General features: G+C 47.5%; 14 protein-coding genes. 8 read left to right on the forward strand and 6 right to left on the reverse strand.

The window, feature by feature from the left end; all coding sequences use genetic code 11:
- Positions 1–16: 16 nt before the first annotated feature.
- Both EIZ48_RS05675 and EIZ48_RS05680 read right to left on the reverse strand, forming a co-directional pair.
- On the reverse strand, positions 17–253 hold the full coding sequence (locus tag EIZ48_RS05675; RefSeq protein WP_160649157.1) for an RNA recognition motif domain-containing protein: 237 nt from the start codon (positions 251–253) through the stop codon (positions 17–19).
- Between the two features lie 190 nt (positions 254–443).
- Positions 444–794 (reverse strand): hypothetical protein, encoded by a 351-nt coding sequence (locus tag EIZ48_RS05680; RefSeq protein WP_160649159.1) that lies wholly within the window; start codon positions 792–794, stop codon positions 444–446.
- A gap of 224 nt (positions 795–1,018) precedes the next feature.
- Between EIZ48_RS05680 and EIZ48_RS05685 the strand changes: the two genes are divergently transcribed.
- Positions 1,019–1,438, forward strand: coding sequence for a hypothetical protein (locus tag EIZ48_RS05685; protein WP_160649161.1), 420 nt, complete (start codon positions 1,019–1,021; stop codon positions 1,436–1,438).
- 173 nt (positions 1,439–1,611) lie between these two features.
- Here EIZ48_RS05685 and EIZ48_RS05690 read toward each other — a convergent pair whose 3' ends face one another.
- Positions 1,612–1,773, reverse strand: coding sequence for a CCGSCS motif protein (locus tag EIZ48_RS05690; RefSeq protein ID WP_160649162.1), 162 nt, complete (start codon positions 1,771–1,773; stop codon positions 1,612–1,614).
- Between the two features lie 183 nt (positions 1,774–1,956).
- Between EIZ48_RS05690 and EIZ48_RS05695 the strand changes: the two genes are divergently transcribed.
- The 4 genes from EIZ48_RS05695 (at position 1,957) to cutA (ending at position 5,776) form a co-directional block, all read left to right on the forward strand.
- Positions 1,957–2,349, forward strand: a complete 393-nt coding sequence (locus EIZ48_RS05695; protein WP_160649163.1) for an ACT domain-containing protein — start codon at positions 1,957–1,959, stop codon at positions 2,347–2,349.
- A 17-nt stretch (positions 2,350–2,366) separates the two neighbouring features.
- Positions 2,367–3,002, forward strand: a complete 636-nt coding sequence (locus EIZ48_RS05700) for a LysE family translocator (RefSeq protein WP_160649165.1) — start codon at positions 2,367–2,369, stop codon at positions 3,000–3,002.
- Between the two features lie 326 nt (positions 3,003–3,328).
- Positions 3,329–5,335 (forward strand): alpha-amylase family glycosyl hydrolase, encoded by a 2,007-nt coding sequence (locus EIZ48_RS05705; RefSeq protein WP_160649474.1) that lies wholly within the window; start codon positions 3,329–3,331, stop codon positions 5,333–5,335.
- 102 nt (positions 5,336–5,437) lie between these two features.
- The gene (gene cutA, locus EIZ48_RS05710) at positions 5,438–5,776 is read left to right on the forward strand and encodes a divalent-cation tolerance protein CutA (protein WP_160649166.1); all 339 of its coding nucleotides are present in this window, start codon (positions 5,438–5,440) and stop codon (positions 5,774–5,776) included.
- A gap of 38 nt (positions 5,777–5,814) precedes the next feature.
- Here the strand turns inward: cutA and EIZ48_RS05715 are convergent, their stop codons facing one another.
- On the reverse strand, positions 5,815–7,461 hold the full coding sequence (locus tag EIZ48_RS05715) for an electron transfer flavoprotein-ubiquinone oxidoreductase (RefSeq protein ID WP_160649167.1): 1,647 nt from the start codon (positions 7,459–7,461) through the stop codon (positions 5,815–5,817).
- Between the two features lie 143 nt (positions 7,462–7,604).
- Here EIZ48_RS05715 and EIZ48_RS05720 point away from each other — a divergent pair, with 143 nt between their 5' ends.
- Together EIZ48_RS05720 and EIZ48_RS05725 are read left to right on the forward strand one after the other, a co-directional pair.
- Positions 7,605–8,354 (forward strand): electron transfer flavoprotein subunit beta/FixA family protein, encoded by a 750-nt coding sequence (locus EIZ48_RS05720; RefSeq protein ID WP_160649168.1) that lies wholly within the window; start codon positions 7,605–7,607, stop codon positions 8,352–8,354.
- Positions 8,354–9,289 (forward strand): electron transfer flavoprotein subunit alpha/FixB family protein, encoded by a 936-nt coding sequence (locus EIZ48_RS05725; protein ID WP_160649169.1) that lies wholly within the window; start codon positions 8,354–8,356, stop codon positions 9,287–9,289. The genes EIZ48_RS05720 and EIZ48_RS05725 overlap by 1 nt, the downstream gene beginning before the upstream one ends.
- 23 nt (positions 9,290–9,312) lie before the next feature.
- Here EIZ48_RS05725 and EIZ48_RS05730 read toward each other — a convergent pair whose 3' ends face one another.
- Entirely contained in the window at positions 9,313–10,278 is a 966-nt protein-coding gene (locus tag EIZ48_RS05730) for a LysR substrate-binding domain-containing protein (RefSeq protein ID WP_160649170.1), read from the reverse strand.
- A 153-nt stretch (positions 10,279–10,431) separates the two neighbouring features.
- On the opposite strand from EIZ48_RS05730, the gene EIZ48_RS05735 reads away from it, so the two are divergent.
- Positions 10,432–11,847 carry an MATE family efflux transporter gene (locus tag EIZ48_RS05735; RefSeq protein ID WP_160649171.1) on the forward strand — a complete coding sequence of 472 codons (1,416 nt, stop codon included), beginning with the start codon at positions 10,432–10,434 and terminating at the stop codon, positions 11,845–11,847.
- Between the two features lie 105 nt (positions 11,848–11,952).
- Here the strand turns inward: EIZ48_RS05735 and EIZ48_RS05740 are convergent, their stop codons facing one another.
- Positions 11,953–12,357 (reverse strand): SPOR domain-containing protein, encoded by a 405-nt coding sequence (locus EIZ48_RS05740; RefSeq protein WP_160649172.1) that lies wholly within the window; start codon positions 12,355–12,357, stop codon positions 11,953–11,955.
- Positions 12,358–12,426 lie beyond the last annotated feature (69 nt).

The raw sequence follows: 12,426 nt of genomic DNA on the forward strand, positions 1-12,426 counted from the left end.
TGGTTAAGCGTGAAGGTTACTCTGCGGCTTTCACGCGAACTTTGCTTTTCGCGATTTTTGTACCGTTTAGAGAGGAAATTGCCGTGGCGGCTTCGTCAATGTCTGGCATTTCAACAAAACCAAAACCTTTAGACTTACCTGTTTCCTGATCTAGCACTAGGTTGCAAGACTCTACGACGCCGTGCTCTGCAAACAACGCTTTAAGTTCATCTTCAGTGGTAGTGCGGGCAAGGTTTCTTACTAGTAGTTTCATGGGGAGCCATTTGAAAAATTGGTGAAGTAGAATTATCACAGATATAGTTGGCGAAACCAAGCAGAGGTCGTTATGGTGTTGTTTTATGCCTACAAAATACGCGCTTTGGTGAACGGTTGAAATGGTGTCGAAAGAATCAAATAAAAAGCCAGCGATTAAACTGGCTTATTTTCAATGGTAGAAGAGCGTTTTATGTTCTCTTCGGCTGCTGGTAGGTACGGCCGGCAGCTTGGTAGACATCTTTTTGTTTGATGTCGAACATATCGAAGAAGAACCAAGCGACAAATTTAATCACGTCATCGCCGTCATTCATGATCCACTCGGCGTATTCCTGTTCTTCGCCTTCATCGTTTTCTTGCATCGAGACGTGGTAGATGCGTTTTTCTCCCTCGATCTCGGCAAGCTTGAACTGACCTGCCAGCGAAGCTGCCGCTTCCGCAATTTCCTGTTCTTCACTTGCTTTTAGTGCCTCGAGGACCTGAGGTAGGTTCTCTTTCTCGCACAGTGCTTTCACTAGGGTTTCAAATTGATCTTGTTGCATTTTTCTCTGCCAGTAGTTTTAACTGCGCTATTGTAGCAGCGTGCGGCACGTTAGTTAAAACAGCTTTTATATGTTTTTCACACAAGGAGACATTGAGTTACATAGCAATTTGTTTTAATGCTCCCATTTCTTCTGTTATTGCCCACTAAGATGGTGATGATTTCATATTATTAAATATCGAATAAATGTTGTTTGTATAATGAGTTAAAGGAAGGATATAAAGAATGAAGGGAGCGGGTGGAACATCCGGCGGTGTAGGCTTCTTTTTCATCGGTTTGGTTATGATGTGCGGTGGATTTTATCTGTTATTGAATGCAATTTCTGTCACATCGAGCTTTGCGCTGGGTACTCGGTTATATGGATTTTCAGTATTGGGGTCTAATTTTTCTGTGACAGGTGGAATGGTGATGATTCCCTTTATGTTTGGTATCGGTTTTCTCTTTTTTAATAGTAAGAATGTTCTTGGATGGTTGTTGACAGTTGGTGCCTTAACAGCATTGATATTTGGTGTTGTTTCAAGTATTCGTTTTAGCTTTAAGGCTATGACTGCCTTTGAATTAACTGCAATACTGGTACTGGCTTTTGGGGGGCTGGGTTTGTTTTTACGTTCATTAAAAACTGTTGATAATAGATACCCAGATTAGCCAAAGTATTAACAAGGAGGTTTTATGTTTCCATTGGATATATGGATTGCCGTTTGTACGGGCATTCATTCCGCAGTTTGATCATACAGCAACCTTGATTCCAGCTGAGAGTAAAGAACTACCGAGGCTACTTTGTCGGTAGTTCTTATCGATTCAGGGGTGACCCTATTGCTTTATTGTGAGCAAGAACCGCAGCAGAAGCCAGGCTCACCGTGTTTGCCTTTCTTTTCTTTGTCTTCATTCTCTGGCTGTGCCTGTTCTGCCGTTTGCTCCTGGCCTACTTTTGTTTGCTCGTCATCTGTTTTTTTAAAGAATTTCTTGAATGAAATAGTCATGCTACCGTCTCTGAATATTAAGTTGTATTTTCAATGCATGTTAATATTCCTGACTGTTTTAGTCAACTATGACGGCGGAGATTATGATGTGACATGTCACATAATGACTGAGCAAGGTGACAGTATCGACTCTTCGATGCTATAAATTCTGGTCTTGGTATGAGTTTACCTAAGGAGTGCATTATGTCAGGAATTACCGATCTCGACGTTCTATTGCAGAACATGGAACCTCAAATTCGTGAGGGCGAGTTTGTCTTCTGCACGGACAAGTCGCAAGACTATGAACTGGTTGCGAGGCTAAAACCCATAGCAAGTTTTTTGGAAGACGAAGGTATGACGCTGGTGCTGGAGAAGCATGTTGCACAGCAGCATGGCTACCAGTTTGATTCCGTGTTTAAAGCTATAACGTTGACTGTCCATTCAAGTCTGGATGCGGTTGGTTTGACGGCAGCTGTGGCAAATAAGCTGGCAGATAACGGGATCAGTGCAAACGTGATTGCAGCGTATTATCATGACCATGTTTTTGTTCAGTCGGACAAAGCAGAGCAGGCTGTTGCGGCTCTGAAAGAGTTTTAAATAAGGAATCCCCATTAATGGATATGCACACTATTTTGCTATTTGCCCTTGCGTCATTGACGCTGAACCTGATACCCGGTCCGGATGTTATCTATATCGTCTCCAATACGATGAAAGGGAAGGCTTCAGCAGGTACGCAAGCAGCTCTCGGGCTTGGCGTTGGTTACATGTTCCATACTTTTGCCGCCGTCTTTGGCCTATCGGCGCTTATCTTAAGCTCTGCATATGCATTCCTGTTGGTGAAATACCTTGGGGCGGCCTACTTGCTGTATTTGGGGATATCGTCGCTAAGAAACTTCATGAAGGGAGAGTCCAAACTGACCTTACCTGATCAGAAACCTGAGACGACAAACGTGTTCAGACAAGGTGTGATCGTCAGTGTACTTAACCCGAAAGTTGCGATGTTCTTCCTATCATTTTTACCTCAGTTTATTGATACATCGTTATCTTCATCTGCAACCCAGCAGCTATTGGTTCTTGGTTTGTTATTCTGTGGATTGGCAACATTGTGTAACTCAGCTTACGCGATGTTGGGCTCCTGGATTGTAAATAGTGCCAAGGCATCACGTTTCAGCCGTATTATCGAGGGTGTATCCGGTCTTCTGTTGATCGGGCTGGCCGCCAAAATTGCTTTTGGCAATAATCGAGTGTGATCAGATAACAATTTTCAGAAATGAGGCGGCTATCACAAGTCGCCTTTTATCGTTTTTTAAGCTCTATATATTTGATCTTGCTAACACATTGTTCTCCCGTTAACTGCTAGCGCAGCGGGAGAAATATGCCTTACCTCTCATTTTGTTTGCTTGCTATTCGGGTATTTGTGCCTGTCCGGAACTCGGTATCAGCCCTGTCATCTACTCCCCCTGATCTACGCCGTTAAAAAGCGCTTAAGGGATGGTCTCCGAGCGTTGTGACTCATTGATAATCGCTATGTACCTTACAAATAAAAATCAAGGAGATCACTGTGATAACAAGGAACATGAAATCTTGCCTTGCGCTGGCCATCGCCGCGACACTTTCTGCGTGTGGCAGTTCCGGCTCTTTACCTGCGTCTGAAACACCTGTTTATGCTTGTGATGCTACAACAGCAACCAAAGCTGATGATTTGCGTATTTATCAGGTCATGGTCGAGAGCTTTGTTAATGGTGATGACACCATTGGTCACGGTACGGGTTACGGTACCAGCCATCATAAAGGTGATCTGCAGGGTATTATCGACTCGCTGGATTACATTGACTCTCTGGGCGTGAATGCAATTTGGCTGACACCGATTTTTGAGTCGATTCCGGTTGAAGGGCAAGATCACTGGGCTGACCGTCTGGACGCGACAGGTTATTTCACCAGTAACTACTTTGCTATTGACCCTCGTTTCGGCACGATGGAAAAAGCGCGTGAGCTTGTGAACAAGGCACATGAGAAGGGGCTTTACGTCTTCTTTGACGGTGTCTTTGGTCACCATAAAGGCAATGTTGTTCCATCTCCTGAAGGACGTTTACCACACGGTGAACACAATCCTGTGAGCTACCCGGAAAGTCTCGCTTTCTATCAGGAAGTCGCGACCTATTGGGTTAAAGAGCTGAAGATTGATGGCTGGCGCCTGGATCAGGCCTATCAGGTGCCGACAGATGCGTGGAAAGAAATCCGCAAGAGTGTCGATGAAGCTTCGAAGTCAGTAACCTACACCAATGACAAAGGTGAAACCGTTAATCCGCTCGGTTACATGGTGGCTGAAATCTGGAACAACCAGAATTACATCAATGACACGGGCTATGGTAAGCAGGACGATCCGGCATTGTGCTCGGCATTTGATTTCCCAGTTCGTTATCGCGTGGTCGAAACCTTCGCCGTGAATGAAAATAGCGTCGGTGGCAAAGGCGGTGAGTGGCTGGCTGAAGGTATGGACTTGCACAAGTTGTACCCGGATCATGCCAAACCAAACCTGATGCTGGGCAACCATGATTTGGTTAGACTGGGTGATTTGCTGCAACGCGGTAATATAGCCTCTCCGGAAGATGCGGAGTACTGGTCACGCCATAAAGCGGCATTGTCATTCCAGGCTGCTTATACCGGCCCGATCACCTTGTATTATGGTGAAGAAATTGGTGATCAACTTGATGGTTATGCCGCTAAGAATGCCGGTGACAACTGTGCTATTAAAGGCTTGTGTGATGACCATGTAGCCCGTACCAGTGCCAAAATTGATGGCGTGACGGCGTCACTTAAAGGGCGCGAGGCGGAGCTGCGAGACTATGTCGCCAAGTTGATGACGATGCGTGATAACCATCCTGCGCTATCTAGCGGTAAGCGTACCAATGTAATGGCAACTGATGCTGTGTATGTTGACCATAAGCAGGCAGAAAATGAAGCCTTGCTTTACATGGTGAGCACCTCATCGCGAGCAGATATCATTCCTCTGGACGGTGCGGATGTCGGTTCTGATGGCGTGTTGGTTGACTTGATGTCTGGCGACCGCTTCAAGATGCAAGATGGCAAGTACTATATTCCTTTAACGGCATTTGAAGCTCGTTTCCTATCTATCGAGACACCGTCTGCTGCCGGTGTAAAGGTGAAGGCTGCAGCGGCCGTGTCACTGGCGGGTGAAGGCTTTATGGCGCAGTGTGACAATCCAACAGTGGAAGAGGCTGGGCCGATTGGCGAAACGCTTTACGTTGTCGGTGATTTCTCTGACTCGGGATGGAAACACAAGCCGAAGCGTGCCTTCCAGTACAAGGGTAGCAATGTCTATCAGGTTGTTAAGGAAGAGAAAGCTGGCGCGTTTCGTATGCAGTATGCAAGCCGAGACTGGACACCGCAGTTTACTGCCGACGGTCTTAGCCTGAAAGCTGGCGAGAAAGGCGTACTGGCTCGTGGTGGCTATGGCAAGGACACGGCAGTGACGATCCCTGAAGCCGGACGTTATGTCTGGAGCCTTGAATTCAGCTCAGACGGTCAGCCTCAGCAAATTATGGTCTCTAAGTGCCCATAATAATAAGCAACTGACAGTTACTAAGGGAGCCTGATGGCTCCCTTTTTTGATAGTATTATTAGTACATTAGTTTAGACAAACTTCAGAAAGATAGAGGCAGTCATGGCGACAGAACATGAAAATATACAGCAATATTGCATGGTGATGACCACGTTTTCTGATGAGGTTATCGGGAAGAAAATCATTCACTCGCTCATTGAGAAGCGTCTGGCCGCTTGTGTTCAGGTACAGTCGATCGAAAGTTATTACCACTGGAAGGGGGAAGTCAATCAAGATCAGGAAAAGCTAGTGATGATCAAGACAACGACGGCACTTTACTCAGAGGTAGAGGCTGAGATACTGGCTAACCATGACTACGAGACACCTGAAATCATCCAGTTACCTATTTCGGCAGGATTAGCGGATTACCTGAGCTGGATCCGTTCGGAGTGCAAGGACTAGGCACGTGCTTCACTTTGTTCTCAAGCTGTCTCCGGGTATTACATGTTCGGATAATTTGGCCCGCCGCCACCTTCGGGAGTGACCCAGGAAATATTCTGTGAAGGGTCTTTAATGTCGCAAGTTTTACAGTGAACGCAATTGGCGGCATTAATCTGGAATTTAGGGGCACCGTTACTCGTCACAATCTCATACACGCCCGCCGGACAATAGCGCTGACTAGGCTCATCGTAGAGGGATAGGTGAGTTGTCGTGGGAAGGGCAGGATCCTTGAGTTTAAGATGGCAAGGCTGGTTTTCTTCGTGCTGTGTTGCTGACAGGTAAACCGAAGACGGCTTATCGAAACTGAAGATACCGTCTGGTTTGGGGTAATTAATGGGTGTGCATTGATCTTTTGGACGAAGACATTCGTGATCAGCTTTTTCATCCGTAACTGTCCAGGAAAAACGATGCTTGAGCCAGTTATGTTCAACTGTTGCAAGTGCACCACCGATTAGATTGCCAAATTTATGGATTTGCGCACCAAAGTTTCGTGATTCATACAGCTCTTGATACAGCCACGATTCACCAAACAAACGCTCATAGCCCGGTATGGTTTGATGCAGCCCCTGGTTGATTTCGGCAAAAACGGCTTCGGCAGCCAGCATTCCGGACTTCATGGCAGTGTGACTGCCTTTTATTTTGGCAAAGTTGAGCGTACCGGCATCGCAGCCAACCAGTACGCCACCGGGAAACTGTTGTCGTGGCAGAGAAGATAGTCCGCCCTTGGTAATTGCCCGTGCGCCATAGGCGATTCGGTTTCCGCCTTTTAGGTAACGGCTGAATAACGGGTGATGCTTCATTCGCTGAAATTCATCAAACGGGCTGAGATACGGATTGTGATAATTCAAATCGACGATCAACCCAATGGCGACCTGATTGTCTTCAAGGTGATAGAGAAAACTGCCGCCGGTGGTATCAGACTGGCTTAATGGCCAACCGACACCGTGGATAACCAGTCCCGGCTGATGAAGTTCCGGTGGGACTTCCCACAGTTCTTTGATACCCAGCGCATAATGCTGAGTCTGTTTGTCGTAATCCAATTGGAAATTGCTGATCAGCTGCTTGCCCAGATGGCCACGGGCTCCTTCGGCAAAAATGGTATATCTGGCCTTGAGCTCTATGCCGGGTTCAAAGGTTGATTTCTTCTCTCCGTTTTTATCCAGCCCCATATCGGATGTGACGATACCGGCAACGGCACCTTGTTTGTCGTAGAGAATGTCAGCGGCTGCAAATCCGGGGAAGATTTCAACACCGGCTTTTTCGGCTTGCTGTGCCAGCCAGCGACAGAAGTTGGCCAGACTGATGACGAAGTTACCGTCATTCAACATTGGCTTGGGCGTAAGGTTCTCAGCAACGTTTAGATAGTTACTCTGGTTGGTAAGCAGGCAAAAGTGATCTTCGGATACGGCGGTATGAAGTGGGGCATTGAGCCGCTCCCAGTCAGGGAAAAGCTCATCAAGGGCTTTGTGTTCGAAGATGGCACCAGACAAAATATGTGCTCCGACTTCGGCTCCTTTCTCGACCACACAGACAGACAATGATTGATTCTGCTCTTCTGCCAGTTGCATGATCCGACAGGCTGCAGATAAACCTGCAGGGCCAGCACCAACGATGACAATATCGAACTCCATGCATTCTCTTTCCATGCGTACCTTCCTGAAACTGCCAGCACAATCGCATTTGTTACAGGTAAATATAGTCCAGTTGACGTAAACGTAAATTCAACTAGGCTCAAAGTGTACTTGGCCAAGTTCATAATTTTTTCTGACTATTTGAAAAGGAAAGCATTGTGAAGGTACTGGTAGCAATAAAGCGAGTGATTGATCCTTACGTCAAAGTAAGGGTGAAAAATGATGGCTCCGGCGTTGAAACCAATAACGTCAAGATGGCTATGAACCCTTTTTGTGAAATTGCGGTGGAAGAGGCTGTCAGACTCAAAGAAGCCGGCACGGTTGATGAAGTTGTTGTGGTTTCAGTCGGTGAAACAAGCTGTCAGGAACAACTCAGAACAGCATTGGCACTGGGTGCTGATCGCGCTATTCACATTAAAGCAGAAGCTGGCCTTGAACCTTTAACGGTAGCCAAAGTGCTCCAGTCGGTGATGGAAAAAGAGCAACCGGGGCTCGTTCTGATGGGCAAGCAATCCATCGATTCGGATAATAACCAGGTTGCCCAGATGCTATCTGCACTGACCCGGTGCCCGCAAGGCACTTTTGCCTCTCATGTTGTCATCGATGGTGACACTGTCACTGTAACCCGTGAAGTTGATGGCGGCCTGGAGACACTTCAGTTGATGCTTCCAGCCATTATCAGTACCGATTTGCGGTTAAATGAACCCCGATACGCATCGTTACCAAATATCATGAAGGCCAAAAAGAAACCCATGGAGCAACTAACGCTCGCCGATTTTGGCGTCGATGCTTCTCGGCGCCAGGAAGTGCTGAATGTAGTGCCGCCGCCAGAAAGACAGGGTGGTGTACGGGTTGCTTCGGTATCGGAGCTGGTGGATAAGCTGAAAAACGAAGCGAAGGTGATCTAATGGCTACGTTAATCATTGCAGAACATAATAACCTGTCTCTCTCGCCAGATACCCAGAAAGCGATTAATGCGGCGATGGCGTTATCACCTTCAGTATCGGTGCTGGTTGCAGGTGATAATTGCCGCAGTGTGGCAGATGAGGCCAGCAAGATAGCAGGTGTCGAGCAGGTTTTACTGGCAAACAATACTGTTTATGAGCACCAGCTTGCCGAAAACCTATCCGCCTTGATAGCTGAAGTTGCTGCTCAGCAATATACCCATATTCTTGCGCCGTCTACGACGTTTGGTAAAAACCTGATGCCGCGAGTAGCTGCCTTGCTTGATGTCGGACAGCTATCCGATGTTATTCAGATCAAAAGCGAAGATACAGTGGTTCGTCCTATATATGCTGGTAATGCTCTGGCCGAAGTAAGATCCAATGATCCTATCAAGGTGATCACCATTCGCAGTGCCGCATTTGATCTTGCAGAAATTCAACCGGAACAATCTGCTCCGGTGTCTGAACTCGATATTGTCATCGCCAATGACATGGCGAAGTTTGTTAGCAGACAGGCGGTGGAGAGTGAGCGTCCGGAATTGGCCGCGGCGCGGGTGGTGGTATCCGGTGGACGGGGGCTCGGAAACAGCGAAAGCTTTGCCCTGGTTGAAAAGCTGGCAGATAAATTAGGCGGGGCAATCGGTGCTTCGCGTGCAGCGGTCGATGCCGGTTTTGTCTCCAATGATCTGCAAGTTGGCCAGACGGGAAAGATTGTCGCTCCTGAGTTGTACATTGCCGTGGGCATTTCCGGTGCCATACAACACCTCGCCGGAATGAAAGATTCGAAGGTGATAGTCGCGATCAACAACGACCCGGATGCCCCGATTTTTCAAATCGCCGATTACGGCTTGGTCGGCGATCTGTTCGAGTTGCTTCCGGAGCTCATTGAGTCACTTTGACAGCCGTATGTTGTTTATGAGCATTAGCTGCCATTTTCGATAATCTGCCAACCGTGGTTTGTCGCCATCTCAAATAGTTGAGCTTGTTCGGTGGCCTGCTGGTTTGTCAGCCAGGTCACAAAATGGGTGACCGCGTCACTTTTTGTCTGGCAGTGGTAATAATATTGCCACGGTCCGTCTATGATGGTGGCCGACTGCGGCAACTGTAAGTATCCTTGTTTAAGTTCATGGACCACCAGCATAAGGTCGGTGATCGTGACGCCCTGTCCGGCAAAGCAAGATGTCAATGCCATGTCTAACGTATCAAAGGTCAAACCTGAGTTGTTCATCAGATGGGATTTTTGATTGCGTTTCAGCCATACACGCCAGTCTGTTCTGTCTGCCGTCGGATGAAGGCGCTGGTAAGTCAGCAGTGTATCAATGTCGACAGGCTGTTCGGTTTTGGTCAGCAGCTCCGAATAGACAGGGGCCAGGTATTCCTTTCTGAGAAAATTCTTTTGATACGGGTTCTTTGATTCCTTCTGCATACCGTAGATAGCGACATCATAATCATCGTCATCAAGCCTGAGTTCTTCGCTGGTATGCCCCATGGTTGATGTCAGAGCAATATCTAATGTTGGGTAGTGTTCCTTAAAGGAATGTAAACGCGGGATAAGCCAACGTACGGCAAAACTCATCGCGACCTTGACTCGCAGCGGTTCGTTTTCCTTGCTTTTAAGCTGTCGAAGAGCGCTGTTGAGTTCGCTATATTGGCGGGTTAATAACAGCGCCACTTCCTTTCCTTCGTCTGTCAGGGTAAGCGCACGATGTCGGCGAATAAATAGTGAAAAACCAAAGTGTTCCTCCAACTGACGTATCTGCCGGCTGACCGCACTCTGGGTCACACTCAGTTCTGAGGCGGCGAGTGTAAAGCTAAGATGTCTCGCAGCAGCTTCAAATACCCTTAATCCATTGAGAGATGGTGGAAGTAGTGTGTGTCTTTTTTTCATCAGTCAGAAAATCTTTGCATGAGTTTTATGAATGCTAAAGTGCCATAAAAGTCGTTTGAAACTCAACGGTAATATTCATAAATTGTCGAGATATATCCAATCTCGCCTCAAGATGCTCGTTTCAGCGGGATGGGTATAACAAAAGGGGATTTTATGAAGAAACTGGTTAGCCTGGCTGTACCGCTCATCATTTCACAGCTGGTTGCCCAATTGTTGGTTTTTACCGATGTCTGGATGATGGCTCAGCTCAGTATTATGGCGATTGCCGGCGGTGGCCTTGGGGCTACGGTCTACTCAATTGTATTTATTATTGCCGGTAGCACAGTGGGGTGCGTAGCAAACTTGATTGCCATTGCCTACGGTAAGCGACTGAGACAACCGGAAGTCGGCGATGCAGAAGTGCGCTCTTCCCTTAAAGGCGGTCTGTTGCTGGCCTTGATCCTGACTGTAGCCTTACAGCCGGTATTTTTCATGATGCATGATCTTCTGGTGATGGCGAAACAGGATCCGCAGGCCGTTGCTTTGGGAATGGATTACCTTGATGCTCTGAAATGGTCGATGCTGCCCACACTGGTTTTGCTGGTATTGCGTAGTCTGGTAAGTGCCTTTGGCGATACGCGGTCGGTAATGATTATGTCGGTGGCGACCGTTGTGCTTAATGTGCCGCTCAGTTATTTGTTTGCCTTCCACTGGGAAATGGGATTGGCTGGTTTGGGTTACGGCACCTCGTTGGCCGCCTTTATCATCATGCTGGGTTACGGTTACTGGGTGTTCAGTCACTCTAAGTACAGCAACTATAATCCGTTGCACAAGCTGCATGAATACCGCCTTGGTACTATGGTACCGCTGCTGGGAATTGGTGTGCCGATCATGATCGCGACTATGCTTGAGCATGCTTTATTCTCGGGGGCTGCTTTGTTGGCAGGTACATTGGGGGCTGTCTCTCTGGCTATACACCAAATTGCGCTGCAATGCCTGAACCTGTCATGGAACATTGCGTTCGGTCTTTCTCAGGCCGCTTCAATTCTGGTTAGCCAGCATGTCGGTAGCAAGGAGCCGTCGCTGGTTCGTCGATATGCGTTGCTGGGTTTGTTTACGGTAACGGCAACCAGTGCAGTGATTGGCGTGCTGGTTAGCGTGTGGCCAGAGTTCCTGACTCAGGTGTTTAGTGTTGAAGGTGACGAGCTGGCTACAGAGTTGGTAGCGGCATTACCGGGCGTGATGATTATGGTAGCACTGTGCTTTGTAGTAGATGCCTGGCAATTGGCTGCAATCAGTATTTTGCGCGGAATGAAAGTGGTGATCGGTCCGACAATTTCGACAGTTATTGGCTATTGGTTCATTGGTTTGCCAGCGGCGTGGTTGTTAATGAAGCAAATGGGGCTGGAAGGTGTCTGGGCCGGTTTGGGGATCGGGCTGGCAGCAACAGGGATCATGCTGGTGATACTTCTGTTCAGGCATTTAACTCACTTCGAACGTCTGGTCAGGAAAGAGCAGCAGGCACATGGCATTGTTGAAAAAGAAAACGGCGAGGCCGTTGCTTCCGGACAGTCGGCGTTACTGACTTAATTTCACGATAAGCTGTTATAAGCAATCAAGAAAAAGCCGGAATCATTTCCGGCTTTCTTTTGCGCAAAGTATATCGGCGCGAGATGCAGAGATAGCTATTTTTGCTTAGCGCATCCGAAATACATCGGTTTGTTTGTCGTTTTGTACTTCAGCAAAGCTGCGCACGAAAGGGCCTTGTTGGCGTATTTGCGGTGGCAGGCTGTCAATGACTCGTTTGGCCTCATCTTTAGTGGCAAAGTCACCGTATATCACGGCGTACCAGCGATTGCCCAAACTGTGCTTCCAGTTTACCCATATAGGATCCTGGCCTTTGATCTCGCGAATATAGTTTCGGATATCGCGCTCTTCACTAAGTGCCAGTACCTGAATAGTAAAACGGTTAGGATCCAGGTGACCATAAGCCTCCTGCGTAGTCATTGCCCCGACACACTGACTTTCAGTGTGTGTCGTCTGTGTGGTCGAACAGCCCGCAATAAATAGTAGCGCCACTAACGCAACAATCTTATGCATCCAATGTCTCCTATAGCTTTCATATTCATCAGATATCTTTTCTAGGCGGCAAGTTTATCAAGAAGGTAA

This window comes from Photobacterium alginatilyticum, from assembly GCF_009910675.1.
GTDB lineage: Bacteria > Pseudomonadota > Gammaproteobacteria > Enterobacterales > Vibrionaceae > Photobacterium > Photobacterium alginatilyticum.

Coding starts and splice junctions, on each gene's coding strand:
- EIZ48_RS05730 (WP_160649170.1), bottom strand. CDS start 10,278: ATGAAAAAAAGACACACACTACTTCCACCATCTCTCAATGGATTAAGG.
- EIZ48_RS05700 (WP_160649165.1), top strand. CDS start 2,367: ATGGATATGCACACTATTTTGCTATTTGCCCTTGCGTCATTGACGCTG.
- EIZ48_RS05685 (WP_160649161.1), top strand. CDS start 1,019: ATGAAGGGAGCGGGTGGAACATCCGGCGGTGTAGGCTTCTTTTTCATC.
- EIZ48_RS05735 (WP_160649171.1), top strand. CDS start 10,432: ATGAAGAAACTGGTTAGCCTGGCTGTACCGCTCATCATTTCACAGCTG.
- EIZ48_RS05675 (WP_160649157.1), bottom strand. CDS start 253: ATGAAACTACTAGTAAGAAACCTTGCCCGCACTACCACTGAAGATGAA.
- EIZ48_RS05725 (WP_160649169.1), top strand. CDS start 8,354: ATGGCTACGTTAATCATTGCAGAACATAATAACCTGTCTCTCTCGCCA.
- EIZ48_RS05715 (WP_160649167.1), bottom strand. CDS start 7,461: ATGGAAAGAGAATGCATGGAGTTCGATATTGTCATCGTTGGTGCTGGC.
- EIZ48_RS05695 (WP_160649163.1), top strand. CDS start 1,957: ATGTCAGGAATTACCGATCTCGACGTTCTATTGCAGAACATGGAACCT.
- EIZ48_RS05740 (WP_160649172.1), bottom strand. CDS start 12,357: ATGCATAAGATTGTTGCGTTAGTGGCGCTACTATTTATTGCGGGCTGT.
- cutA (WP_160649166.1), top strand. CDS start 5,438: ATGGCGACAGAACATGAAAATATACAGCAATATTGCATGGTGATGACC.
- EIZ48_RS05680 (WP_160649159.1), bottom strand. CDS start 794: ATGCAACAAGATCAATTTGAAACCCTAGTGAAAGCACTGTGCGAGAAA.
- EIZ48_RS05705 (WP_160649474.1), top strand. CDS start 3,329: ATGAAATCTTGCCTTGCGCTGGCCATCGCCGCGACACTTTCTGCGTGT.
- EIZ48_RS05690 (WP_160649162.1), bottom strand. CDS start 1,773: ATGACTATTTCATTCAAGAAATTCTTTAAAAAAACAGATGACGAGCAA.